The 24,647-nt window shown below is 73.0% G+C and carries 17 protein-coding genes and 2 pseudogenes; 5 read left to right on the top strand and 14 right to left on the bottom strand.

Annotation, left to right across the window (positions count from 1 at the left end; genetic code table 11):
* Nucleotides 1–65: 65 nt before the first annotated feature.
* The 10 genes and pseudogenes from ACLJPL_RS14450 to ACLJPL_RS14405 form a co-directional block, all read right to left on the bottom strand.
* The gene (locus ACLJPL_RS14450; protein WP_411081215.1) at nt 66–1,127 is read right to left on the bottom strand and encodes an iron-siderophore ABC transporter substrate-binding protein; all 1,062 of its coding nucleotides are present in this window, start codon (nt 1,125–1,127) and stop codon (nt 66–68) included.
* Between the two features lie 172 nt (nt 1,128–1,299).
* A complete protein-coding gene (locus ACLJPL_RS14445) occupies nt 1,300–3,132 on the bottom strand; it encodes an ABC transporter ATP-binding protein (protein WP_411081214.1) in 1,833 nt (610 codons plus the stop codon).
* Nucleotides 3,129–4,820, bottom strand: a complete 1,692-nt coding sequence (locus ACLJPL_RS14440; RefSeq protein ID WP_411081213.1) for an ABC transporter ATP-binding protein — start codon at nt 4,818–4,820, stop codon at nt 3,129–3,131. The genes ACLJPL_RS14445 and ACLJPL_RS14440 overlap by 4 nt, the downstream gene beginning before the upstream one ends.
* Nucleotides 4,821–4,976: 156 nt before the next feature.
* The gene (locus tag ACLJPL_RS14435; protein ID WP_411081212.1) at nt 4,977–5,360 is read right to left on the bottom strand and encodes a DUF4440 domain-containing protein; all 384 of its coding nucleotides are present in this window, start codon (nt 5,358–5,360) and stop codon (nt 4,977–4,979) included.
* Nucleotides 5,353–5,901 carry a DUF1697 domain-containing protein gene (locus tag ACLJPL_RS14430; protein ID WP_411081211.1) on the bottom strand — a complete coding sequence of 183 codons (549 nt, stop codon included), beginning with the start codon at nt 5,899–5,901 and terminating at the stop codon, nt 5,353–5,355. The genes ACLJPL_RS14435 and ACLJPL_RS14430 overlap by 8 nt, the downstream gene beginning before the upstream one ends.
* Nucleotides 5,902–6,105: 204 nt before the next feature.
* Entirely contained in the window at nt 6,106–7,308 is a 1,203-nt protein-coding gene (locus ACLJPL_RS14425) for a S8 family peptidase (protein WP_411081210.1), read from the bottom strand.
* 537 nt (nt 7,309–7,845) lie between these two features.
* Nucleotides 7,846–9,082, bottom strand: a pseudogene (mgt, locus tag ACLJPL_RS14420) (macrolide-inactivating glycosyltransferase); the annotation flags it as partial.
* A gap of 16 nt (nt 9,083–9,098) precedes the next feature.
* Nucleotides 9,099–10,397 (bottom strand): ABC transporter substrate-binding protein, encoded by a 1,299-nt coding sequence (locus ACLJPL_RS14415; RefSeq protein WP_411081209.1) that lies wholly within the window; start codon nt 10,395–10,397, stop codon nt 9,099–9,101.
* Nucleotides 10,397–11,236, bottom strand: a complete 840-nt coding sequence (locus ACLJPL_RS14410) for a carbohydrate ABC transporter permease (RefSeq protein ID WP_411081208.1) — start codon at nt 11,234–11,236, stop codon at nt 10,397–10,399. The genes ACLJPL_RS14415 and ACLJPL_RS14410 overlap by 1 nt, the downstream gene beginning before the upstream one ends.
* Nucleotides 11,237–11,381: 145 nt before the next feature.
* Nucleotides 11,382–12,380 (bottom strand): carbohydrate ABC transporter permease, encoded by a 999-nt coding sequence (locus tag ACLJPL_RS14405; RefSeq protein WP_411081207.1) that lies wholly within the window; start codon nt 12,378–12,380, stop codon nt 11,382–11,384.
* Between the two features lie 125 nt (nt 12,381–12,505).
* Between ACLJPL_RS14405 and ACLJPL_RS14400 the strand changes: the two genes are divergently transcribed.
* A complete protein-coding gene (locus ACLJPL_RS14400; RefSeq protein WP_411081206.1) occupies nt 12,506–13,372 on the top strand; it encodes a phosphotransferase enzyme family protein in 867 nt (288 codons plus the stop codon).
* 99 nt (nt 13,373–13,471) lie between these two features.
* Nucleotides 13,472–13,825: a DUF4333 domain-containing protein gene (locus ACLJPL_RS14395; RefSeq protein WP_411081205.1), complete on the top strand. Its 354-nt coding sequence runs from the start codon at nt 13,472–13,474 to the stop codon at nt 13,823–13,825.
* Nucleotides 13,826–13,854: 29 nt separating this feature from the next.
* On the opposite strand, the gene ACLJPL_RS14390 is transcribed toward ACLJPL_RS14395, so the two are convergent.
* Together ACLJPL_RS14390 and ACLJPL_RS14385 are read right to left on the bottom strand one after the other, a co-directional pair.
* The gene (locus ACLJPL_RS14390) at nt 13,855–14,568 is read right to left on the bottom strand and encodes a 3'-5' exonuclease (protein WP_411081204.1); all 714 of its coding nucleotides are present in this window, start codon (nt 14,566–14,568) and stop codon (nt 13,855–13,857) included.
* A 216-nt stretch (nt 14,569–14,784) separates the two neighbouring features.
* A complete protein-coding gene (locus ACLJPL_RS14385) occupies nt 14,785–16,020 on the bottom strand; it encodes an SAV2148 family HEPN domain-containing protein (RefSeq protein WP_411081203.1) in 1,236 nt (411 codons plus the stop codon).
* A gap of 395 nt (nt 16,021–16,415) precedes the next feature.
* Here ACLJPL_RS14385 and glgX point away from each other — a divergent pair, with 395 nt between their 5' ends.
* The 3 genes and pseudogenes from glgX to ACLJPL_RS14370 all read left to right on the top strand — a co-directional run.
* On the top strand, nt 16,416–18,545 hold the full coding sequence (glgX, locus tag ACLJPL_RS14380) for a glycogen debranching protein GlgX (protein ID WP_411081202.1): 2,130 nt from the start codon (nt 16,416–16,418) through the stop codon (nt 18,543–18,545).
* Nucleotides 18,546–18,651: 106 nt separating this feature from the next.
* Nucleotides 18,652–21,051 carry a malto-oligosyltrehalose synthase gene (gene treY, locus ACLJPL_RS14375; RefSeq protein WP_411081201.1) on the top strand — a complete coding sequence of 800 codons (2,400 nt, stop codon included), beginning with the start codon at nt 18,652–18,654 and terminating at the stop codon, nt 21,049–21,051.
* A 15-nt stretch (nt 21,052–21,066) separates the two neighbouring features.
* Nucleotides 21,067–22,017 (top strand): annotated as a pseudogene (locus ACLJPL_RS14370) (FAD-dependent oxidoreductase); the annotation flags it as partial.
* A 99-nt stretch (nt 22,018–22,116) separates the two neighbouring features.
* Here ACLJPL_RS14370 and ACLJPL_RS14365 read toward each other — a convergent pair.
* Nucleotides 22,117–22,854: a DUF1707 and FHA domain-containing protein gene (locus tag ACLJPL_RS14365; protein ID WP_411081200.1), complete on the bottom strand. Its 738-nt coding sequence runs from the start codon at nt 22,852–22,854 to the stop codon at nt 22,117–22,119.
* Nucleotides 22,855–22,991: 137 nt separating this feature from the next.
* On the bottom strand, nt 22,992–24,425 hold the full coding sequence (locus ACLJPL_RS14360; RefSeq protein WP_411081199.1) for a GH1 family beta-glucosidase: 1,434 nt from the start codon (nt 24,423–24,425) through the stop codon (nt 22,992–22,994).
* Nucleotides 24,426–24,647: the final 222 nt, after the last annotated feature.

The raw sequence follows: 24,647 nt of genomic DNA, 5'->3' as shown, positions 1-24,647 counted from the left end.
CGGTTCAGCGGTAAGGGGGGTGGGTCCGCCCCGCCGGGGCGCGGCGGGGCGGACCGGAAGGGGCGTCAGGACGCGGGGTGGACGACCTTCGTGTCCGTCTTGCCGTCGACGGCGGCGGCGAGCATCGGAACCAGGCGGTCCACGGTGTACGGGAGGCTGAGCGGGCTCACGAAGGAGACGGCGCTGCCGAAGTGGCTGCTTTCCTTCACCAGCACCTCGCGGCCCTCCTTGACCACGTCGAGCTTGCCGTACAGCGGGTCGCTGTGGAGCTTCTCGGCGTCCTTGTCCGGGTCGGCGACGATCCAGACGGCGGCGTCGGCGTCGAGCAGGTCGGTGCGCTCCTTGCTGATGTTGGCGCCGAACGCGTCGCCGACGACCTTGCCCAGGTCGGTGGGGAGCGCGAGGCCGAGGCCGTTCAGCAGCCGGGAGCGGTTGTCCTGCGGCCCGTAGACGTACATGCCCTCGTACGGGGTGGCGACGACGGCGCTCTTGCCCTTGAACTCGGGGTGCGCGGCGGCGGCGTCGGTGATGTGCTTCTCGGTCTTCGCCACCAGCGCCTTCGCCTCGTCGCTCTTGCCGAGGGCCTTGCCGACCTGCTCGGTCTGGTCCTGCCAGGAGATGGACCAGTCCGGCCCGTCCTCGGGCTGGGCGACGACCGGGGCGATCTTGGAGAGGGTGCGGTACTGGTCCTTGGTGAGGCCCGAGTACAGGGCGAGGATCAGGTCGGGGCGCAGGGAGGCGATCTTCTCGACCTGGGGGCCGGTGCCGTCGTCGTGGAGGACGGTGGGCACGGGCTTGTCGCCGAGGGCCTTCTCGGCCCAGGGGCCGATGGCGCCCTTGAACCCGCCGAGCCACTCGGTGGTGCCGACCGGGGCCTTGCCGAGCGCGAGGACCGCGTCCTGGTCGGAGAGGCCGACCGTGACGATGCGCTGGGGCTCGGACTTGACGGTGGTGTCGCCGTACTTGTGCGCGAGGGTGACCGGGAAGGCCCCCTTCTGCGCGCCGCTGTCGGTGGCGGGGGCGCCGGAGTCGCCGCTCTCGCCGGACCCGCAGGCGGCGGCTCCGAACAGCAGCAGGACGGACGCGGCCAGGGCGGTCAGCCGGGTGCGCTGGGACATGGGGGACATGGCGGTTCCTTCGGGGGCGGTGCGTTCGACGGGGAGGACGTACGCGGGGAAGACGTACGCGGGAGGGCGGTGTGCGTCGGGGGTGACGTCGGGGGCGGTGGCAGTCGGTGCGGGGAGTGGTGTGCGGCGGGCCGTGGGGGCGGCGGCGTCGCGGAGGGGGGTGCGTCGCGGGTCAGAGGTGGGGTGCGGTGCGGCTGCCGGACCAGGCGCGCCACAGCGCCGCGTACGGGCCGCCGGCCGCGCGCAGTTCGTCGTGGCTGCCGCTCTCGACGACCCGGCCCGCCTCCAGCACCACGATCCGGTCGGCGGCGACGGCCTGGGTGAGGCGGTGGGCGACGACCAGGGCGGTGCGGCCGGCGAGGGCGGCCTCGGCGGAGCGTTCCAGGACCCGGGCGCCGGCGCTGCCCGCCTCGGCGGTCGCCTCGTCGAGGACGGCGACCGGGGGGTCGGCCAGGACGAGCCGGGCGAGGGCGAGTTGCTGGGCGCGGGCCGGGTCGAGGCGGTGGCCGCCCTCCCCCACGACGGTGGCGAGGCCATCGGGCAGGGCCTCGGCCCACTCCAGCGCGTACACGGTGGACAGGGCGGCGCGCAGGTCGGCGTCGGTGGCGTCGGGGCGGGCGAGGCGGAGGTCTTCGGCGAGGGTTCCGGTGAAGACGTGGACCTCCTGGGTGACCAGGACGACCGGGGGTCCGGCCGGGCTCTCCGCGACCGAGACCGTGCCGCCGGTGGGCTGCTGGACGCCCGCGACGAGGCGGGCGAGGGTGGATTTCCCGGCCCCGCTGGTCCCGACCAGGGCCACGTGCTCGCCCGCGACGAGGGTGAGGGAGACCTCGTGCAGGACGGTGCGGCCGGGTCCGTAGGCGTGGCTCACCGCGTCCACGGTGACGGCCGCCTTCGCGTCGTCGCCGGGTCCGGTCCGCTGGTGGGGCACACCGGCGGGCGGCTCCGTGGTCTCCTTCAGGTCGGTCACCCCGACCAGCCGCGCCAGTCCGGCCGCCGCGGACTGGGCGTCGTCGAGCAGGACGAGGGCGGAGTTCACCGGCCCGAAGAGGCTGTGGAAGTAGAGGGCCGCGGCCGTCGCCGTGCCGATCGAGACGGAACCGTCGCCCACCAGGACGAAGCCGGTGATCAGTACGGCGGCCAGGCCCGTGTACTCGGCGATGTGCAGGCGCGCGTAGAAGCCGAGCACCAGGTGGACGCTGCGCATCGTCAGGTCGACGGCCTTGCGGGAGCGCTTCGCGCTGCGTTCGGTGTGCTCCTCCTCCAGCTGGTGGCCGCGTACGGTCGCCGCGCCGCCGATGGTCTCCAGGAGCTGTTGCTGCTGCGCCCCGTTGGCGACCCGCTGGTCGGCGTAGACCGTGAGGGCCCGGCGTACGTACCAGCGGGCGGTGAGCGCCTGGACGGGTACGGCGAGGAGCGCGGCGAGCAGGAACCGTACGTCCAGCAGGGCCATCGCCCCGAGGGTCAGCACGATCGCGAGGACCGAGCGGGCCATTTCGGGCAGGGCGGAGCGGACGGCCTCCGCGACCCGGGCGACGTCTCCGGTGACCCGGGCGGTGAGGTCGCCGGCTCCGGCGCGCTCCAGGCGGTCGGCGGGTAGCTGGAGGGCGCGTTCGACGAACTGCTCGCGCAGCCGGGCGAGTACGGTCTCGCCGAGCCGGGCGACCTGGGTCAGCCCGAGCGTCGTGGTGACGCCCTGGACGACGGCGACGACGAGCAGCAGGACGACGGGCAGGGTCAGCGCGTTCACGGAGCGGCCGTCGGCGACGATGTCGACGACGCGGCCCAGCAGCGGCTGGACGAGGAGTCCGACCGCCGTGGCGCCGACCAGGACGCCGAGGCCCAGGACCGCGCGGCCCCGGTCGGGGCGGATGAGGTCGCCCAGGGCGGCCCGGGTGCGGGCGCCGGTGGCGATGGGCAGCAGTTCCCTGCCGTCGTCCGGTGCGGGGACCTCCGGTGCGGGGTCGTCGCCGGGGGCGTCCGGTATGCCGGAGACCGTGGTCATGTGAGCACCGCCGTGCGGTAGACGGGATGGTCGCGTACGAGGTCCTCGTGCGGGGCCTCGGCGGTGATGGTTCCGCCGTCGATGAGGACGACGCGGTCGGTCGCGGCGAGCAGCGCGGGGCTGCTGGTGACCAGGATCGTGGTGCGGCCGGTGCGGGCGCGGCGGATGCCGGCGGCGATCCGGGCCTCGGTCGCGGCGTCGACCGCGGTGGTCGGGTCGTGCACGACGAGCACGGAGCGGTCGGCGGCGAGCGCGCGGGCCAGGGCGACGCGTTGGCGCTGGCCGCCGGAGAGGGAGCTGCCGCGCTCGCCGATCCGGCCCGCGATGCCGCCGGCCAGGGCGGAGGCGACCTCGTCGACGGCGGCCGCGTCCATGGCGGGGTGCGGGTCGGCTCCGGCGGGGGCGGCGGCCGTCACGTTGTCGAGGAGGGTGCCGTCGAAGAGCTGGGCGTCGTGCTCGGCCACCAGCAGGGTGGCGCGCAGGGCGGCGGGGGCGAGCTCGGTGAGGGGGGTGCCGTCCAGCTCTATGCGTCCCCGGTCGGGGTCGCAGCGGCGGGCGAGGCAGTGCAGCAGGGTGGCGGCGTCGGCGGTGTCGGTGACGACGATCCCGAGGTGTTCGCCGGGGCGCACGGTCAGGTCGATGCCGTCGAGCCCGGCGTGGCCGAGGGCGTGCAGGCTGAGTTCGCCGCGGGCGGGGTCGGCCGGCTCGGCGGCGCCGCCGGTGGTCTCGCCGGGGGCGGCCAGGACGTCGGCGATGCGGGCGGCGGAAGCGCGGGCCTTGGCGAGTTCGGCGCCGACGTAGGCCAGGACCGCGATCGGGCCGGGCAGGAAGAGGGCGAGGCCGACCGCGGAGACGAGCGCGCCGAGGCCGATGGAGCCGCTGAGCACCAGGCGGCCGCCGACGAGGGCGACCAGGGCGATGAACGCGCCGGTCAGGGTGAGCATCAGCCCGGTCTGGAGGGCGGCGGCGCGGGCGGCGCGCACGTTGGCCTCGCGGGACGCCTGGCTGGTGGCCCGGTAGCGGGCGACGGCGGCGCTCTCGGCCCGCAGGCCCTTGAGCACCCGGACCCCGGCGACCAGGTCGGCGGCGACCCCGGAGGCGTGGGCGGCGCGTTCCTGTTCGGCCTCGCTGCGGTGTTCCAGGGGGCGGGCGAGGTAGTGGCCCAGGGCCATCAGGACCGGGGCGCCGATCAGGACGAGGAGGCCGAGGGGGACGGAGGCGCGGAGCAGCAGGACCGCGCCGGCGACGACCCCGACGACGGCGGCGATGCCGAGGGTCAGGGCCATGTTGACGGCCCCCACCCGGCGGGCGTCCTCGGTGGCCACGTTCACCAGGGCCCCGGGGGGCCGCCCGGCCTCCGCGCCGCCGTGCGGGGCGAGGACCCGGCGCACGACGTCGAGCCGCAGATGGTGCGCGGCCTGCTCGGCGGCCCGCTCGCCGGCGCGGGCGCCGAGGCGGAACCCGTACGAGAGCACGGTGTAGACGGCGGCGAGGACGATGAGCCAGACGGTCAGCGCTCCCCCGTCCGGCCGGACCACCGCACGGTCCACGATCAGCCCGATGAGCACCGGGATGAGCGCTTCGCCGGTCTGGTGGGCGGCGCTCAGCACCGAGCCGACGACGACGTCGCGGCGCTGCCCTGCGACGGCGCGGCGGATGATGCCGCGCCCGGACGTGTCAGCCCCCACTCACTGCTCCTTAGCGTGTCCCCGGACGAGGTAGGGGCGACTTCCGGCGACCCGTCTCCAGTTGAACGAAGGCAAGGCTAACCTGGATCGTCCGCGGCCGGGACCCCCGCCCCCGTACGCGTGGCCCCGCCCGGCCCCCGTACCCGCCGGCGGGCCTCAGACCTCGGCGAACGGGTCGTCGATGAACGGGGTCGCCTGGTGGAAGTAGAGCCGCCAGCCCGCCCCGGTCAGCCGCCACAGGGAGCTGCGGTGCGAGCGCAGCCCCTTGGACTCCGTGTCGAAGGTGAGGTGCACCAGATCGGCGCACAGCTGCTCGCCCCGCATCCGGGACGCGGTCAGCGGGCCGGGGCGCGGGGCGTCGGCGGCGGTGAACGCCGCGATGATCGTCTCCCGGGTCCAGAGCCGTCCGCTGGTGCCGATCTCCCGGAACCCGGGGTGCAGCAGGGAGGCGAGGAGGTCCGCGGAGACGCGTACCTCCGGGTCCAGCAGGCGGAGTTCGCCTTCGATGGCTGCGGCCACGGCGGGCGACGGTTCAGACACGTGTCATCTCCACAAGTTTGGCCACGGTGTTCCAGTTACGGGTGGTGGCGGTGAGGCCCTTGGACAGGCGCGGGCGCGCCAGTGCCTCGGCCAGCTTGGAGCGGCCGAGTCCTTCGGGAGCGTACAGATAGAGGCAGCGGTCACCGATCCGGAAGGCTTCCGGCAGGAACGCCTGTGCGTCGAGCGAGGCGAAGCGTTCCTCCTCGACGGGCCGGTCGTAGTAGGTGACGTGGAGCTGCTTGCCCTCCAGTTCGGCGGCGGGGTAGGGGCAGGCGTCGGCGACGGCCGCGAGATAGTCTCCGCCGCGCACGATGCAGTCGACGGGGAATCCGAACCGCTCGTGCAGGGCCCGCTCCAGCTCGGCGGCGAGCGCGCCCTCGTCCTCGCCGTCGCTTTGGAAGACGGCGTTGCCGCTCTGGAGGTGGGTGGCGATGCGGGTGTGCCCCAGCTCGCCGAGCACGGTGCGCAGTTCCGGCATCGGGACCTTCTTGTGGCCGCTCACGTTGATCCCGCGCAGCAGCGCCGCGTACGTCGTCGTCATGGGCCCACACATTAGAACGATCTTTCCTTGAGCGCGCAGCCGCCGCGCCCCGTGGGGGAGGGCGCGGCGGCGGCTGTGCGCACGGTGCCGGGCGGCGGCGGTGGGGCGCTGCCGCCCGGCGACCCGTCAGGGCCGGGCGTTGCTCGACGGCGCCGGTGTCACTCGGCGTTCTGCGGCGCCGGCGTCACTCGGCGTCGCCGGGTGTCACTCGACGATCTTGAGGAGCTTGTTCGCGGTGCCCTCGGTCGCGTTGGAGATGGCGTCCGGGGTGGCGCCCTCGGTGAGCGCCGTGGCGACGTCCTGCGGGGTGGCGTCCTGGTGGCCGGCCAGGTAGACGGCGGCCGCGCCGACGACGTGGGGGGTCGCCATGGACGTGCCGGAGATGGTGTTGGTGCCGGTGTCGCTGTCGTTCCAGGTCGACGTGATGTCCGAGCCGGGAGCGTAGATGTCCACGATGGAACCGTAGTTGGAGAAGGAGGACTGCTCGTCGCCCTCGGTGGAGGAGGCGACGGTGATCGCCTCGGGGACCCGGGCGGGCGACCCCTTGCCGGCGTCCGTGGACTCGTTGCCTGCGGCCACGCCGAAGGTGATGCCCGCGGCGATGGCCTTCTGGACGGCCGCGTCGAGAGCCGGGTCGGCCCCGCCGCCGAGGCTCATGTTGGCGACGGAGGGGCCGGACGCGTTGGCGGTGACCCAGTCGATCCCGGCGATGACCTGCTCGGTGGTGCCCGAGCCGTTGTCGTCCAGGACGCGGACGCCCACGATCTTGGCCTTCTTGGCGACTCCGTGCGAGGCTCCGGCGATGGTGCCCGCCACATGGGTGCCGTGTCCGTTGCCGTCGTCGGCGTCGTCGTCGTTGTCCACGGCGTCGAAGCCCGAGGCGGCCCGGCCCTCGAAGTCGCTGTGGGTGACGCGGACTCCGGTGTCGATGACGTACGCGGTGACGCCCTCGCCGGCGGAGTCGGGGTAGGTGTACGCGTTGTCGCCCGCGGTCTCGGTCTGGTCGACGCGGTCCAGGCCCCACGACGGCGGGTTGTCCTGGGTGGCGTTGATGCTGAACTTCTTGTTCTGCACCACCTTGGAGACGGCCGGGTCGGCGGCGAGGCGCTTGGCCTCGGTCTCCGAAAGGCCGCTGGCCGAGAAGCCGTTGATGCTGGAGGAGTAGGTGCGGTTGAGCTTGCCGCCGTACTCCTCGGCGAGCTTGGACTTGTCCGCCTTCTCGCCCAGCATGACGATGTAGCTGCCGGACACGGCGGTCTCGGCGTCCGCGCCGTAGACCGTGCCCAGGGGAGCCGGCGAGGCTCCGGCGAACGAGGTTCCGAACAGGGTGACTCCGGCTGCGGCGGCCACGGCGGTGATCGCGGCGGTCAGCTGGGTCCGGCGAGTGGGGCGCTGGTGCTTGGCCATGGAGAGGGGTCTCCTCGTCATTCTTTGTGGGGGGATTGACCCTCGGCCGGAAGATCTCCGGGGGTTGGCTCGAAACCCTGACCGATTGACGAGCACAGATCAAGACCCCCCAGCTGCTGTGACTTACTCAACAAGGTTTCGTAACAAGAAATCGGCCATGACCGGTCACAACGGACAGCGCTGGTCAACGCGTTCGTGACAAAGCCCGGTGGTTTGGCCGATGGAGCGGGTCCGTGCGGGGCGAACTCCCTGTTCGGGGAGGCTTCCGGGCCGGCCGCTCCCCCTCGCGCCGCACGGCCGGGGCCCGTCCCCGGCACGATCGGCCGGAGGTAGGCATGCGTGAAGACACGTGAAGGTGCGTGAAGATGTCCACGAGGAGGGTGAAGCCTCCCGCAGGTGGTGTGAAGTCACGCAGAGTCAGGTGCAGATGCGCCGACCATCATGACCGCGCATACGAACGCCCCGCCCCGCGCGGCCACCGGTGCGGCGGTGCGGGGCGGGGCGGAGAACGTCCGGATACCAGTCCAACCGATCCGCTCAGAGGGACAGTTCGGCCTCGATGAGATCGGCCGCTCGCGGTGTGCCGCCCTCCTTCGCCATCCGCTCGCGCAACCGGGCGGACCGCTCCGCCACCTCCGGGTCGTCGACCAGGGCGGACACGGCCGCGCGCAGCGTCGCGGCGTCGGCCTCCTCCATGGGCAGATGCCGGGCCACCCCGAGCGCCTGGAGCATATCGGCGTTGCCGAACTGGTCGACGGCCTGCGGTACCGCCACCATCGGTGTCCCGGTCGCCAGCCCCTCCTGGCTGCCGCCGGCCCCGGCATGGGTGATGAACGCGTCGGCCTGCTTCAAGACCGCCAACTGCGGCACCCACGAACGCACTTCGACATTCTCCGGTACGTCACCGAGCTCGGCCGGGTCGACGTGCGCGCCGATCTGGAGCACCACGTGCCAGCCGGGCCGGCCGCCGAAGGCCGCGACGCACTCCCGGTAGAAGGCGGGCTGCTTGGTGAACGAGGAGCCGAGCGAGACCAGGAGCACCTTCTCGGCCCCCGCCGGGCGCTCCCACTCCCCCTGGTCGGTCCGGTCGCCCTGGCAGGCGCCGACGAAGGTGTACGTGGCGCGGTCCACCCGGTCCGCGTTCGGCTGGAGCGCCTCCGGGATCAGGACGATGCCGCGACGCGGGCGCGCCACGAAGTCGTCGCTGGGGACATGGCCGAGGCCGTTGGCAGCGAGCCAGCTCTCGAAGCGGGCGTAGTAGGCCCTGCCGCGCTCGGTCTGTTTCAGCTCGGCGGTCATCGGCTCGCCGACCTCCTTCTCGTACCCCTCCCAGGGCACCAGGTTGGGCCAGAGGGAGACGGCGGGGACGCCCCAGCGGTGGGCGAGGACGCGGGCGGGATAGGAGGTGATGTCGTGCAGGACGAGATCGGGTTCGTCGCCCTCGAAGGCGGCGGCGAGCCGCGGGAGCGCCTGGACGGCGTCGTCGAGGAAGGGTTCGACGTTGTCGATCATCTCGGTGCCCCAGGCTTCGGGGTCGTCGTCGGTCGGCAGGGTCGAGGTGTAGATCACCGGCTCGGCGCCGGTGGCCGCGACCTTGTCCGCGAAGGACGCGGGGATGGCGTAACTGACTCGGTGCCCACGGCTGACGAGCTCGCGGATCACTTCGAGGCTCGGGTTCACATGTCCGTGGGCGGCGATGGAGAACATGGCGATGTGGGCACGCGGGGTTTCCGTCATGCCTTCGACCATAAACAAGACGACACGTCTCGTCTAGTTATTTCGGCGCTCCGTCAACGCTGGTAGCGGGCCAGGACCCGGTTGCCGTCCTCCACCAGCCGTTCACGCAGCTCGTCCATGCCGATCGCACCGCTGTAGAACTCCTGGAGCGCCGGGGTCGCCACCTTGTCCTTCCACTCGGGGTAGCCGCGCACGGTCTGCGCCGGGGCCGGACGCAGGTGACGGGCGAGCGCCGTCCCGGTGGCCCAGCCGTTCTCCCGCGTGTGCAGGGAGGGGTGGGCGAGGGCGGTGGCGCCGGTGGGCAGCATCCAGTCGCCCCGCGCCAGGCGCACCATGTTCGGCGGGCGCAGCAGGAAGTCGATGAAGGCGACGGCCTCCTTCTTGTGCGGGCTGTCCTCGGCGACCGAGAGGGTCTGCGGGCTGACCCCCTGGGCCAGTCCCCCGCTGCCCGCCGGGGCGGGCAGGACCGTCCACTCGAATCCCTCCGGGGCCTGCTCGACGACCTGCTGGCGGTAGGCGAACCCGAGCGGGAGCATGGCGTACCGCCCGCCGAAGAAGCCGGGCAGGCTGTCCGAGCCGCCCATCCCCAGCGCCGTGCGGGCCGCGCTGCGGTCGGTGTTGACCTGGTCGTGGATGGTGCCGGTCACCACCCGGTCGCCCGCCTCGAAGCGCAGCTCCGTCTTGCCGTCGGCGTCGCGGTGGAAGAGCCGCCCGCCGCCGGACAGGCCCAGGTTGAGGGTGACGGAGACCGGTTCCTTGAGCGGCCAGGCGACCCCGTAGCGGCCCTTGCCCGTGAGCCTCTTCGCGGCCTCGCGGAACTCCGTCCAGCTCCAGGGGCGCTCCGGGGTGGGGATCCGCACGCCCGACGCCCTCAGGAGCTTGCTGTTGGCGATCAGGACCCGGGGTTCCTGGAGGAAGGGGACTCCGTAGATCCCGCCGTCGAAGGTGGCGGTGCTCCAGGACCGGGCGGGGATGTCGGCCTTCAGCCGGTCCGGGAGGAGGGGGCGCAGGTCGGCGAGGTAGCCGCCGTACGCGAAGTCGGCGAGGTCGTCGGAGGCGTCGTGGATGACGTCGGGCGCCTCGCCGCCCTCGAAGGAGGTGAGCAGCTGGTCGTGGACGTTGTCCCAACTGCCCTGGACGTAGTCCACCTGTACGTCGGGGTGGGCGGCGTTCCACTCCTTCACCAGCTGCTTGTTGGCGTCGACGGACTCCTTCTGCCAGGCGAGCGACTGGAACCTGAGCCGGATCGTGCCGTCCGCGTCCCTCCCGTCGTCGCGGTCGCCGGAGCAGCCGGTGAGCAGCAGGGCCAGGACGGTGGCGGCAGCGGCGGCCCGCCGGGTCAGGGCGCGCATCAGCCCCTCACCGCCCCGGCTGTCATCCCGCCGGTGATCCGCCGCTGGATGAAGGCGAAGAGGACGAGGGAGGGCAGGGTCGCGAGGAAGGCCGCGGCGGCCAGCGGCCCGAGGTCGGCCACGCCCTCCGCGCCGAGGAAGTGGGTGAGGACGACCGGCAAGGTCTGCTTCTCCGGGGTCTTGAGCAGGACGAGCGCGAAGAAGAACTCGTTCCATGCGGTGATGAACGCGAAGAGGGCGGTGGCGACGATCCCGGGGGCGAGCAGCGGGGCGACGACCGAGACGAGGGTCCGCACCCGGCCCGCCCCGTCGACGGCCGCCGCTTCCTCCAGCTCGGCCGGCACGGCGCGTACGTAACCGGCGAGCATCCACAGCGCGAAGGGCAGCGACCAGACGACGTACACCAGGATCAGCCCCCACAGGGTGTTGATCAGATGCAGGTTCTTCAGCACCAGGAAGAGCGGAATGATCACCAGGACGAACGGGAACGCCTGGCTGACCACGACCCAGCCGGTCGCCGCGGCGGCGAGGCGTCCCCGGGTGCGGGCCATGACGTAGGCCATCGGCGTCGCGATGACGACGGCGATCAGAGCGGCGGAGAGCGCGGCGGTCAGCGAGTTGGCCGCGGCCTGCAACAGCGGCTGTTCGTCGAACGCCTGGCGGAAGTTGTCCAGGGTGGGCTGCTCGGGGATCCAGGTGGGGTGCAGCGAGCCCAGTTCACGGGCGGGCTTGAAGGCGGTGGAGAGCAGCCACAGGAACGGGAAGGCCAGGAACACCAGATACGCCAGGAGCGCGAGGTACTGTCCGGTGCGCGCGGCCCTGCTGGTGGGCAGACTCATCGTGGCCCGCCTCTCCCGGGAACGCTCATCGCGTCCCGCCTCCTGCGGGAGACGGTCATCGGTCCTGGCCCCCTCCCGGGATCGCTCATCGGTCCTCGCCCCCTCCGGGAGACGCTCATCGGTCCTCGCCCCCTCCCCGGATTGCTCATCGGTCCTCGCCTCCCCTGATCCGGCCGACGAGATAGAACGCGAGGATCACGGAGATCACCGCGACCATCACGCAGCCCATCGCGGCGGCGTAGCCGAACTGCCCGTAGCGGAAGGCTTCCTCGTACGCGAAGAGCATCGGCAGCCGGGTCCTGCCGCCGGGCCCGCCGCTGGTCAGGACGTAGACCAGGGCGAACGAGTTGAAGTTCCAGATAAGGTTGAGCGCGGTGATGGCGAGCGCGATGGGCTTGATGGCGGGCCAGGTGACCGTACGGAACCGGCGCCAGGCCCCCGCCCCGTCCAGGGCCGCCGCCTCGTGCAGTTCGTGCGGGGTGTTCTGGAGTCCGGCGAGCAGGGCCACGGTGGTCTGGGGCATGCCCGCCCAGATGCCGACCAGGATCACGGCGGGCAGCGCGGTGGCGAGGCCGGTCAGCCAGTCGCGGCCGTCGCCGAGGCCGAGGTCGCGGATGGTCTCGTTGAGGATGCCCGCGTCCGGGTTGTAGACCAGCCGCCACATGATGCCGACGACGACCTCGGGCATCGCCCACGGGATGATCGCCAGCGCCCGGGCCAGCCAGCGCATCCGCAGCCGCTGGTTGAGCAGGAGGGCGAGGCCGAGGGCCAGGAGGAACTGCGGGACGGTGACGCCGACCGCCCAGACCAGCCCGATCCGGAACGAGTCCCAGAACAGGGTGTCGTGCAGCAGGTCCTGGAAGTTGAGGGCCCCGATCCACTGGGTGGAGCGGGTGCGGCCGGACTGCGCGTCGGTGAACGCGAGCGCGATGCCGTAGAGGAGCGGCCCGACGCTCAGGATCAGGATCGGCAGGAGGGCGGGCAGGACCAGGAACCAGGCGGCCCGGTCCCGGGCCGCCGTCCCGGGCCGTGAGCGCCCGCCGGCCCCCGCCGCGCCGCGACCGCCGCGCCGCCCGCGCCCTCCGGGCGGTCCGCTCGCCGCGCCGTCCGGCCCGGACCGCTTCTTCGCGGTCACCGATGTCACGAATAGGACCCCTTCGCCCTTGAGGGAACTTTCATCCCGTTCTGGCCGCCCGGTCGGCCTCCGCCATCGTGCTGACGGGTCGTCGGTTCGTCAAGGTGGCCTGCGCGGATGCGAAAATCGCACCCATGGACGAGAAGCGTGCGCGTGAGGTGCTGTCCGCCGCCGGGATCTCCGGCGTGCCGGACCTGCTCGCGCTGGGCGAGAACGCGGTCTTCGCGGCCGGCGATCTGGTGGTCAAGGTCGGCCGGGACGCCACCGGCCACCCGGAGCTGGCGGCCCGGGCCGAACGGGAGGTGGCCGTCGCCGGCTGGCTCGCCGCGTCGGGCGTCCCGGCCGTCCGGGCCGCCGAACACCGCGTACGCCTGGTCGAGGGCCACCCGGTGACGCTGTGGCGCCGGCTGCCCGCCCCCGTACGCCCCGCCGAACCGCGCGACCTCGCGCCCCTGCTCTCCCGGATCCACGCGCTGCCCGCGCCCGGGGACTTCACGCTGCCGCGCCGCGAACTGCTCGGCGGGGTGGAGCGCTGGCTGACCCTGGCGGGCGACACGATCGACCCGGCCGACGCCGACTACCTCCGCGAACGCCGCGACGGCTTCGCGGCGGCGGCCGCCGCACTGACCCCGCATCTGCCTCCCGGCCCGATCCACGGCGACGCACTCCCCCGCAACGTCCACATCGGGCCCGAGGGCCCGGTCCTGGTCGACCTGGAGACCTTCTCCGCCGACCTGCGGGAACACGACCTGGTCGTCCTCGCCCTCTCCCGCGACCGCTACGGTCTGCCCGCCGCCTCCTACGACGCCTTCACCGACGCGTACGGCTGGGACGTACGGGAGTGGGACGGCTGCGCGGTCCTGCGCGGAGCACGGGAGACGGCGAGCTGCGCGTGGGTCTCCCAGCACGCCCCCGGCAACCCCAAGGCGCTCACCGAGTTCCGCCGCAGGGTGGCGTCCCTGCGCGACGGCGACCCCGAGGTGCGGTGGTATCCGTTCTGAGGCGCATTGCCGGGTGAAGGGCCGGAGTGAGCCCCCGCGTATGCTTCCGGCGACTTCCCACCCCCTCCCCATCCCGATCACCTCACATGGAGCCCGCCCATGCCCATATCCCGCCCCTCCGCGGCCGTCTGGAGCCTCTCGGCCGTGGCCGCCGCCCTGTTGATCGTGGGCTGCTCGGGCTCGGTCACCGTGGGGAACTCCGAGCCGAAGCTCTCCTCGGACAAGCTGGCCACCACCGTCGCCCAGAAGCTCGCCGACACGACGGGGCAGCCGACGCCGGACGTCGCCTGCCCCGAGGACCTCGTCGGGAAGACCGGCACCACCACCCGCTGCACGCTCACGGCGAACGACGGCAGCACCCTGGGCGTGACGGTCACCGTCACCTCGGTCAGGAGAGGCGAGATCAACTTCGACATCAAGGCCGACGAGACCGCTTCCCCCGCCGCGAGCTGACACAGGACCTTCCCGCGGCCCCCGGCCGGTCACCCGCTCCGCGGGATCACCGGCCACGCCTGCTCGACCACCGCTGTCGGATTCGCGGTGCGACGCAGATAGGACTGGAGCGAGGCGGACTGCTCGGCGGCGGCCCGGACCTGGAGGGCGTGCAGCTCGGACGGGGGCAGGGTGCCGACCGGCCGGTGGCGCTCGCCCATCCGCCGGACCACGCGCACGGCGGCCACGGCGTCCGCCGTCGCGTCGTGGGCGTCGTCGAGGGTCACGCCGTAGTGCTCGCACAGGGCTTGGAGCGCGCGCCTGCCCTTGCGGTACTTGTCGACGTGTTTGTCGATCACCAGGGGGTCGATGACGGGCGAGGGCACGCCGCCGATCCGCTCGTCGACGGACGGCAGCCCGTACCGGCGGCACTCGCGGTCCAGGAGCGAGAGGTCGTAGCGCGCGTTCATCACCACCAGCGGGACCCCGGATCGCAGCACCTCGGCGACCGCGTGGGCGATCTCCTCGACGGCGGAGGCGGCCCGTGCGCCGTGCTTGCGGGCGTGGTCGGTGCCGATCCCGTGGATGGCCGACGCCTGTTCGGGTATCGCCACTCCCGGGTCGAGCAGCCAGGTCCGCTGCTCGGCGACCGTCCCGTCCGGCTCCAGCCGGACGAGCGCGGCGGTGACGATGCGGTCGGTCTCGACGTCGGTGCCCGTCGTCTCCAGGTCGAAGCCGACCAGTGTTCCCCGGTGCCAGCTCATCCCGATGCCTCCTTCGTGGTGCTTTCCCCCAACTGCTGACCACCTTCCCACGAGCCACTGACAGTGCCCGGCGCACCCGGTGCCGTACAGCCCGTCAGAAGGCGGCGGAGTGAGTACGCGAAGGAGGCGGCGGGGCCGGACCGTGAAGGAGGCGGCGGACCGCTGGAGGCCGGGAGCCCCGGCCCCCTCAGGACGCCGGGCCGGAGAGCGCGCCCCTCAGGAGACCGGCCGCGAGTCCGTCCAGACCGACTCGAACTCCTCGCGGTAGGTCTCGAAGAGGCCGTGCTCGCTGTCCTGCCCGGCCCGCACCACCGTGCGCCGCCCGCCGCCGCGCAGCACCAGCACCGGCGCTTCCATGCCCCGGGCCCGCCGCAGATAGGGCTGGACGACGCCCACCGCGTCCGCCCCGTCGCCGTCGACCAGGTACGCGGTGAAGCGCGGGGTCTCGTCGAAGACCTGGATCTCGAAGGCGCCCGGATCGCGGAGCTTGGAGCGGACCCGGCGCATATGGAGGATGTTCATCTCCACCGAGCGGCTCAGCTCGCCCTTCTTGAAGCCCAGTTCCCGCTCCCGGCGCTTCACCGCGCTGCTGGCCGGGTTGATGAAGAGCAGCCGGACCCGGCAGCCCGACTCGGCGAGCCGGACCAGCCGGCGGCCGGAGAAGTTCTGCACGAGCAGGTTGAGCCCTATGCCGATGGCGTCCAGCCGCCGCGCCCCGCCGAACAGGTCCTCGGCGGGCAGCTGGCGCTGGAGCCGGACCCGGTCGGGGTGGACGGAGACCACGTCCGCGTACCGGTCGCCGACCAGCTCCTCCACCGCGTCCACCGGCAGCCGGTCGGCGGACGGCACCCCCGCCCCGCTGCCCAGGATGTCCAGCAGGCGGGCCGAGGCCCGCTCCGCCTGGGCGAGCACCGCCTCGTTCAGCGCACGGTTGCGGGAGACGACGTTGCGGGCCACCTCCAGCTCGTCGAGAGCCAGCTCGACGTCCCGGCGGTCGTCGAAGTAGGGCTCGAAACAGGGCCAGTGCTGGACCATCAGCTCGCGCAGCTGCGGCAGCGTGAGGAAACTGAGGACGTTGTCGTCGGCCGGGTCCAGCAGATAGCCCTTGCGGCGCGAGACCTCGCGTACGGCGACGGCGCGCTGCACCCACTCCTGCCCGGCGGGTCCGGCCGCGGCCACCACCCAGTCCTCGCCGTGCACCGGTTCGTAGATCGGCCGGAGCACGGCGGCGACCACGGCACGGAGTCGCTGTTCGACCAGATTCAGCCAGATGTAGGCGCGCCCGGCCCGCTGGGCGCGGGTGCGCACCTCGCTCCACGCCTCGGAGCCCCAGTCCAGCTCGGCGCCGATCTCCATGGGCTGCGCCAGGGACACCGCCCCGGGCGGCGCATCGGTCGATTCCCCCTCGTGACCTGCGTCACCTGGGGGTAGCTCGAACCCTCCCGAGCTCACCCGCGTACCGCCTTCCACTCCCCCACCCAACGATCAAGGAAGGGTACTCCGGGAGCGCGATCCGGTGCAGCCCGATGGTCAGGCTGCTTTCTCAACTCCGCTGTGCCGACGTCCTGTTCCTTGCGGTGAGATCGGGTGGAGTGAGCCGATTCATAGTGATTGGACACCCCGGCCGGGGCCGTGATCCGGACGCCGGCCGGGCGGGGCGTTCCGGATGCGCGTCCAGGGCGGGGTCACGGTGTCCGAAGTTGACCGGTGCGGGCGGGGAGCGGGCGACGGGACCCGGCCGCACCGCGCGACCTCCTAGGTGCGCGCCCCACTTTCGGGGAGTATTCGGGGGGTGACGGGCCGAGGAAAGCCACCGCACCCGGATCAGAAGTGGAAGAGTTCTGTCTATGCAGGTCTGGCCGGGACACGCTTATCCCCTCGGCGCCACGTACGACGGCGCCGGTACCAACTTCGCGGTCTTCTCCGAGGCCGCCCACCGGATCGAGTTGTGCCTCTTGCACGACGACGGTTCAGAAACGGCGGTGGAGCTCCGCGAAACCGATGCCTTCGTGCGCCATGCCTATCTGCCCGGGGTGATGCCGGGTCAGCGGTACGGCTTTAGGGTGCACGGACCCTACGAACCCCAGAACGGGCAGCGGTGCAACTCCGCCAAGCTGCTGCTCGACCCCTACGCCCGCGCGGTCGCCGGGGAGATCGAGTGGGGCGAGGCGGTGTACGGCTACCCCTTCGGGAAGCCGGACGCCCGCAACGACCTCGACTCGGCCCCGCACACGATGAGCTCGGTCGTGGTCAACCCGTACTTCGACTGGGGCGACGACCGACGCCCCCGTACGGACTACCACCGCACCGTGATCTACGAGGCCCATGTGAAGGGCCTGACGATGCTCCATCCGGGGCTCCCGCCCGAGCTGCGCGGTACGTACGCGGGCCTGGCGCACCCGGAGGTGATCGCCCACCTCACCGAACTGGGCGTCACCGCGATCGAGCTGATGCCCGTCCACCAGTTCGTCCAGGACCACCGCCTCGCGGACATGGGGCTCGCCAACTACTGGGGCTACAACACCATCGGCTTCTTCGCCCCGCACAACGCGTACGCCTCCTGGGGCCAGCGCGGGGAGCAGGTGCTGGAGTTCAAGCAGGCGGTGAAGGCGCTGCACCAGGCGGGCATCGAGGTCATCCTCGACGTGGTCTACAACCACACGGCCGAGGGTAACCACCTCGGGCCGACGCTCTCCTTCCGCGGCCTCGACAACGCCTCCTACTACCGTCTGACCGACGATCAGCGCTACTACATGGACACCACGGGCACCGGGAACTCCCTGCTCATGCGGTCGCCGCACGTGCTCCAGATGATCATGGACTCGCTGCGGTACTGGGTGACCGAGATGCACGTCGACGGCTTCCGCTTCGACCTGGCGGCGACGCTCGCCCGGCAGTTCCACGAGGTGGACCGGCTCTCGTCCTTCTTCGACCTGGTGCAGCAGGACCCGGTGGTCAGCCAGGTGAAGCTGATCGCGGAGCCGTGGGACGTGGGCGAGGGCGGCTACCAGGTGGGGAACTTCCCGCCGCTGTGGACCGAGTGGAACGGCAAGTACCGCGACACGGTCCGCGACCTGTGGCGGGGCGAGCCGCGCACCCTGGCGGAGTTCGCCGGGCGGCTCACGGGCTCGTCCGACCTCTACCAGGACGACGGGCGCCGCCCGCTCGCCTCGATCAACTTCACCACCTGCCACGACGGCTTCACGCTGCACGACATGGTCTCGTACAACGACAAGCGCAACGACGCCAACGGCGAGGGCAACCGGGACGGCGAGAGCCACAACCGGTCCTGGAACTGCGGTGCGGAGGGAGAGACCGACGATCCGGACGTCCTGGAACTGCGGGCCCGGCAGATGCGCAACTTCATCGCCACGCTGATGCTGTCGCAGGGCGTGCCGATGCTGAGCCACGGGGACGAGTTCGCCCGGACGCAGAAGGGCAACAACAACGCCTACTGCCAGGACAACGAGCTGTCCTGGATCCACTGGCCCGATCCGGACGCCCCGGACGACGAGTTCCGCCGGAACCTGCTGGAGTTCACCCGGTCCATGGTGTGGCTGCGCCGCGACCACCCGGTCTTCCGGCGTCGCCGCTTCTTCCACGGGCGGCCGGTGGAGGGCACGCACGACGAGCTCTCGGACATCGCCTGGTTCACCCCCGAGGGCGAGGAGATGACGCAGCAGGACTGGCAGGCGGCCCACGCCAAGGCGATGACGGTGTTCCTGAACGGTCAGGCGATCTCCGAGCCGGGGCCGCGCGGGGAGCGCATCAGCGACGACTCCTTCCTGCTGATGTTCAACGCGAGCGCCGAGACGCTGGAGTTCGCCGTCCCGGTGGATCACGGGGAGCAGTGGCAGGTCGTCGTGGACACCGCACTCGCCGAGGGGGTGCCGCCCGGTTCGGGGCCGAAGGTGGCCGAGGGCGAACAGGTGACGCTGATCGGGCGCAGCCTGACCGTGCTGAAGCGGCCGGGCTGACAGCGTGCCGAAGTGTTCCGCGTAAAGCCCTGCCCACAGGTTCGGCGAGGGTGAGCGTTCCGCCCGGGGTGACACAGGTCGCCCCGGGCGGGGTACGTAGAACTGCATGACGCCCACCGCCACGTACCGGCTTCAGCTCCAGCCCGACTTCCCCTTCCCGGCGGCCGAGAAGGCGGTGCCCTACCTGGCCGCGCTCGGCGTCTCCCATCTGCACCTCTCGCCCGTCCTGGAGGCGGTCCCCGGCTCCCGGCACGGCTACGACGTGGTCGACCACAGCCGCGTACGGGAGGAGCTCGGCGGTGAGGAGGGGCTGCGGAGCCTCGCCGCGACGGCCCGGGAGCACGGACTCGGGCTGGTCCTCGACATCGTGCCCAACCACATGGCCGCCGTGCCCCGGCACAACCGGCAGCTCTGGGAGGTGCTGCGCGAGGGCCGGGCCTCCCCGTTCGCCCGCTGGTTCGACATCGACTGGGCGGCGGGCGGCGACAAGGTGCTCCTCCCGGTCCTCGCGGGTCCGCTCGGCGAGGAGCTGGACGCCTTCGCCGTGGACGTGGCCGGGGAGGTGCTGCGCTACGGGGAGCAGGAGTTCCCGCTGCGGGCGGGCACGGCGGGCCTTCCGCTTCCGGAACTGCTGGACGCCCAGCACTACCGGCTCGCCTGGTGGCGGCTGGCCCGCACCGAGCTGAACTACCGGCGCTTCTTCACCGTCTCCGAGCTGATCGGGGTCCGCGTCGAGCACCCCGAGGTCTTCGACGCCACCCACGGCAAGGTCCTGGAACTGCTCCGCGACGGGGTGCTCGACGGGCTGCGCATCGACCACCCGGACGGCCTCGCCGCCCCCGCCGCCTATCTGGAGCGGCTGAACGGGGCCACCGGCGGCCGGTGGACGGTCGTGGAGAAGATCCTCACCGGCGACGAGCACCTCCCGGCCGACTGGGCGGTCGCCGGCACGACGGGGTACGACGCGCTGCACCGGATCGACGGGCTGTTCACGGATCCGGCGGGCGCGGCGGAGCTGCTGGGCCGCTACCGGGAGTTCGCGGACCCGCCCGGCGACCGGGGCGGCTACTGGAAGGCGACCGTCCGCCGGGCCGCGTACCGGGTCGCCACCCATGAACTGGCCGCCGAGACCGCCTGGCTGACCCGCCTGGCGACGGCGGTCTGCGCCGGGGACCCCGCCCTGCGCGACCACGCCCCCTGGGCCCTGCGGACGGCGATCCGGGAGCTGCTGGTACGGGTCCCGGTCTACCGGCCGTACGTCACGGCGGGCGGGACGCCGACCCGGATCGCGGAGGAGACCCTGCCGGACGACGCCGTACGGGACGCGAAGGCGGTGTTCTCCGTGCCGGAGGAGGCGGCGGCCGTCGACGTCGTACGGGATCTGGCGCTGGGGCGGCTGGGCGGCGGGGAGGAACGGGCGGCCTTCTGCGCCCGGTTCGCCCAGACGGCGTCCGCGCTGCACGCCAAGTCGGTGGAGGACACCGCGTTCTACCGGTATGTGCCGCTGATCTCGGCGACCGAGGTGGGCGGCGACCCCGGGCGGCCCGGGGTGACGCCGGAGGCGTTCCACGCCTTCGCCGCCAGGATCGCCCGCGACTGGCCCGCCTCGGGGACGGTCCTGACCACGCACGACACCAAGCGCAGCGCGGACGTCCGGGCCCGGATCGCGGTGCTGTCGGAGTGCCCGGAGCGGTGGGCGGCGCTGGTGGCGGAGCTGACGGCCGCCACGGCCGTCGCGGCCCCCGACCCGCAACTGGCCTGGCAGGCGTGGCAGTCGGGCTACGGCTGCGCGCCGCTGCCCGCCGACGAGCTGGGGGCCCGGCTGGAGCCCGCGCTGCTCAAGGCGGTGCGGGAGGCGGGGCTCTTCACCAGTTGGACGGAGCCGGACGCGGCGTACGAGAGGGCGGTGGCGGACTTCGTGGCGGCCGGCCCGGGCAGCGGCTCGGGGACGGCCCGGAGGCTGGTGGCGGCCTTCTCGGACGCGCTCACCCCGCATGTGCGGGCCAATGTGCTGGGGGCGGCGCTGGTGCAGCTGACCATGCCGGGGGTGCCGGATCTGTACCAGGGCACGGAGAGCGAGTACCTGGCGCTGGTCGATCCGGACAACCGCCGTCCGTTCCGGCGGCCGGAGGGCCCCGAGGAGCCGGCGGGCAAGCGGGCGCTGACGGCGGCGGCGCTGGGGCTGCGGCGGGAGCTGCCGGAGGTGTTCGGGGAGTCGGGGACGTACGCACCGCTGGTCGCGCGGGGTCCGGCGGCCGGGCATCTGGTGGCGTTCGGCCGGTCGGGCGGGTCGGGCGAGGTGGTCACGGCGGTGACCCGGCTGTCGCTGCGGCTCGCGGAGGGCGGCGGCTGGCGGGACACGGTGCTGGAGCTGCCGGACGGGGGCCCGTGGCGGGACGTCCTGTCGCCCGCGCCGGGCCGGGAGTTCACGGGCGGTGCGGTGCCCGCGGGCGAGCTGTTCGCCCAGTGGCCGGTGGCACTGCTGCGGAGGGCGGGGCGGGGGTGAGGGGGCGGGGCGGGTAGGACCGGGCGGCGGGTGGTGACGAGCGACGACGCGCTGTTCGCGCCGGGGCTGCCCGGCTCCGTCGTGGTGGTCGGCGGCGGGGCGATCGGCGTGGAGTACGCCTCGTTCCACCGGTCGATGGGCGCGGACGTGACGTTGGTGGAGGCGGCCGACCGGCTCGTCCCGCTGGAGGACGCGGAGGTGTCGCGGCATCTGACGCGGGGGCTGAAGAAGCGCGGCGTCCGGGTGGAGACGGGAGCCCGGCTGCTGGAGACGGCGGTGGTCGACGAGGGCGTGCGGGCCGTCGTGCGGACCGCGCGGGGCGAGACGGTCACGGTGGCGGCCGAACGGCTGCTGGTCGCGGTCGGCCGGGAGCCGGTGACGGACGGCCTGGGGCTGGCGGCGGCGGGGCTGACCACGGACGGGCGGGGCCATGTGGCGCCCGCCGACTGGTCGCGGCTTCAGACGGCGGCCCAGGGCGTCCACGTGGTGGGCGACCTGCTGCCGCCGCCCTCCCCGGGACTGGCCCACGCCTCCTTCGCCGAAGGGCTGCTGGTGGCGGAGACGCTGGCCGGGCTGCGCACCCGCCCGATCGATTACGCGACCGTCCCCCGGGTCACGTACTCCTCACCGCAGACCGCGGCGGTGGGCCTGACGGAGGCTCAGGCCCGGGACGCCGGACACGACGTGGTGGTCAACTCCCTGCCGCTGACGGCCGTCGCGAAGGGCATGGTGCACGGCAGGGGCGGCCTGGTGAAGGTGGTGGCCGAGCGGGCGGGCCGGGTCCTGGGCGTGCATCTGGTCGGCCCGCACGTCTCGGAGATGATCGCGGAGAGCCAGCTCGTCGTGGGCTGGGACGCGGAGCCCGCCGACGTGGCCCAGCACGTCCACGCCCACCCGACGCTCTCCGAGGCGGTCGGCGAGGCTTTCCTCACGCTGGCCGGGCGCGGTCTGCACCAGCAGCGCTGAGCCCGGGGGTCGGGCCGGGGGCGTGAGCGGGGACCGGGAGATCGGGCGGACGCGCGCGAGACCGGGGCGGCGGTACGGACTCAGGGCAGCGGTACGGACTCAGGCCGGCGGCGGCCCCAGAGGCGGCGGGCTCCCGGCCGGTGGGCCGAGCGACGGCCGCGGGCCCTGGGACGGCGGCGGGCTCGCGGCCGGTGGGCGCAGGGCCGGTGGGCTCACGCCCGGTGGCGGGCTCACGCCCGGTAGCGGGCTCACGCCCGGTAGCGGGCTCACGCCCGGTGGCGGGCTCACGGCCGGGGCGGTCAGGCGGAAGCTCATCCGTCCGAAGCTCACCTGGTCCCCGTCGCGCACCGGGATCGAGCCGACGAGCCGCTGGCCGTTGACGCAGGTGCCGTTGGTGGAGCCGAGGTCGCGCAGCACCCAGCGGCCGCCCTGCACGGTGAGTTCGGCGTGCAGCCGGGAGACCGTCTCGTGGTTGAGACGCAGTCCGTTGCCCGGGTCCCGGCCGATGAGCAGCGGATACGGACTCGGCGCGGGCAGCAGCAGCTTCGGGAGCCGTTCGGTCTGCCAGGCCCGGCGCAGCCGTCCCGGGAAGGCGGATATCCCGCCGACCGCCCGGACCAGCCCCTGCGACCAGCCGTTGCCGCTGTCCAGGTCGGAGGTGAGGGCCGCCAGGTCCTCGGGGCGGCGGGCGACGAGGACGAGCTCCATCCGCCGCATGAAGGTGTCGTGCGACAGCTTGCCCTGTGCGGCACCCTCTCTGAGCACGCCGAGGACACGGTCGCGCTGGGCGTCCGACAGCCGCGCGGGATGCGTGTGGGACTCGAAGGAGGACGTCACACCGCCGATTGTCGGTCCGAGGGGCCCGGGGTGTCCAGATGAGGCCGTGTTTCCTCCCGTGCTGACCTGCGTCGCTCCCGCGTCGCTCCCGCTTCGGGCCGCTTCGTGCCGTCGCACGACCCTCGCGGGAGCAGGCGTCACCCGCCGGACACGCGCTTGGCCGCCCCCTCGGCGGCCCCCTCGGCCGGTTCGTTGCGCTTCGGCTGCTCCTGCGGCTGTTCCCGCTGGTGTTTCTGGGCGTGGATCAGGTCGCGATACCAGGCGTACGAAGCCTTCGGCGTACGGGTGAGGGTCTCGTAGTCGATGTGGACGAGGCCGAACCGCTGGGAGGCTCCCTCCGTCCACTCGACGTTGTCCGTGAGCGACCAGGTGAAGTAGCCGCGTACGTCGACCCCGGCGTCCATCGCCGCGCGCAGGGCGGTGAGATGGCCCTCCAGGTAGGCGATCCGGCGGTCGTCGGCGAGGGGTTCGTCCAGGGCGCAGCCGTTCTCGGTGATGTGGAGCGGGGGCAGCCGGTCGCCGTAGCGGCGGTGCAGCAGGGTGAGGATCTCGGTCAGCCCCTCGGGGACCACGGGCCAGCCGAAGCCGGTCTTCTCGTACCCCTCGATCTCGCGTATCCCGAAGGGGAGTCCGGCGGGCATCGTGAAGCCGGAGAAGGTCTCCAGGGCCTCCGGCCTGGGTGCTCCGACCAGGGTCGGGTTGTAGTAGTTGACGCCGTACCAGTCGAGCGGAGCGGAGATGACCTTGAGGTCGTCCGCGACCGGCCCCGGCATCAGGGCGGCGATGTTCTCGTCCGGGTAGCGGCCGGTGAGGACGGGGTCCGCGAAGAGCCAGTTGGTGAGCGTGTCGTACAGCTCCGCGCCGAGACGGTCCTCGTCCGAGTCGCCGGCCGTCCACACCGGGGCGTGCGAGAGGGCGACGCCGATGTTGTCGGCGCCCGCCGCGCGCAGGGCGCGGACGGCGAGCCCGTGGGCGAGGAGCTGGTGGTGGGCGGCGGGCAGGGCGTCGAAGAGGAGCGTGCGGCCGGGGGCGTGCTCGCCCAGCGCGTAACCCAGGAGGGTGACTTCGGCGGGTTCGTTGATGGTGATCCACATCGGGACCCGGTCCGCGAGGCGTTCCGCGACGATCCCCGCGTACTCCGCGAAGCGGTACGCGGTGTCCCGGTCGAGCCAGCCGCCCGCCTCCTCCAGCGGGAGCGGGGTGTCCCAGTGGTAGAGGGTCGGGGCGGGGGTGACGCCGTGGGCGCACAACTCGTCGACGAGCCGGTCGTAGAAGTCGAGCCCGTCCGCGTTGACGGCTCCGCTGCCGCCGGGGACCACGCGGGGCCAGCTGACGGAGAACCGGAAGGCGTCGGCGCCGAGGCCGGCGAGCAGGGCGACGTCCTCGCGGTAGCGGGCGTGGAAGCCGGTGGCCCGGGTGGTGTCGGCGCCGTCCTTGATCCGGCCGGGCCGGGCGGCGAAGGCGTCCCAGCCCGAGGGGCCCTTGCCGTCCGTGTCCACCGCCCCCTCGGTCTGGAAGGCGGAGGCGGAGGCTCCCCAGAGGAAGCCGGGCGGGAACATCGGTACGGGCATCTCGGCCTCCAGCAGCCGTACGTATGGGCGGAACCTGTATGAGCGGGAAGACGGCCGGGCAGTGATCAGGACCAGACCTTAATGGCCGGTGACGGGCCGGTTCTAGGGGTGCGCGGTCGCGGGTGCGCGGTCATGGTTGTGCGGTCGTGGTCGTGCGGTCGCGAGTGCGCGGGTGCGTGGTGCGCCGATCCCCGGGGCCCGACCCGGGCGGCACGGCCACCG

This window comes from Streptomyces sp. cmx-18-6, from assembly GCF_046548915.1.
Taxonomy (GTDB): Bacteria; Actinomycetota; Actinomycetes; order Streptomycetales; family Streptomycetaceae; genus Streptomyces.
Note: the sequence above shows the minus strand (reverse complement) of the source record. Positions and strands in the feature narration are given on the sequence as shown.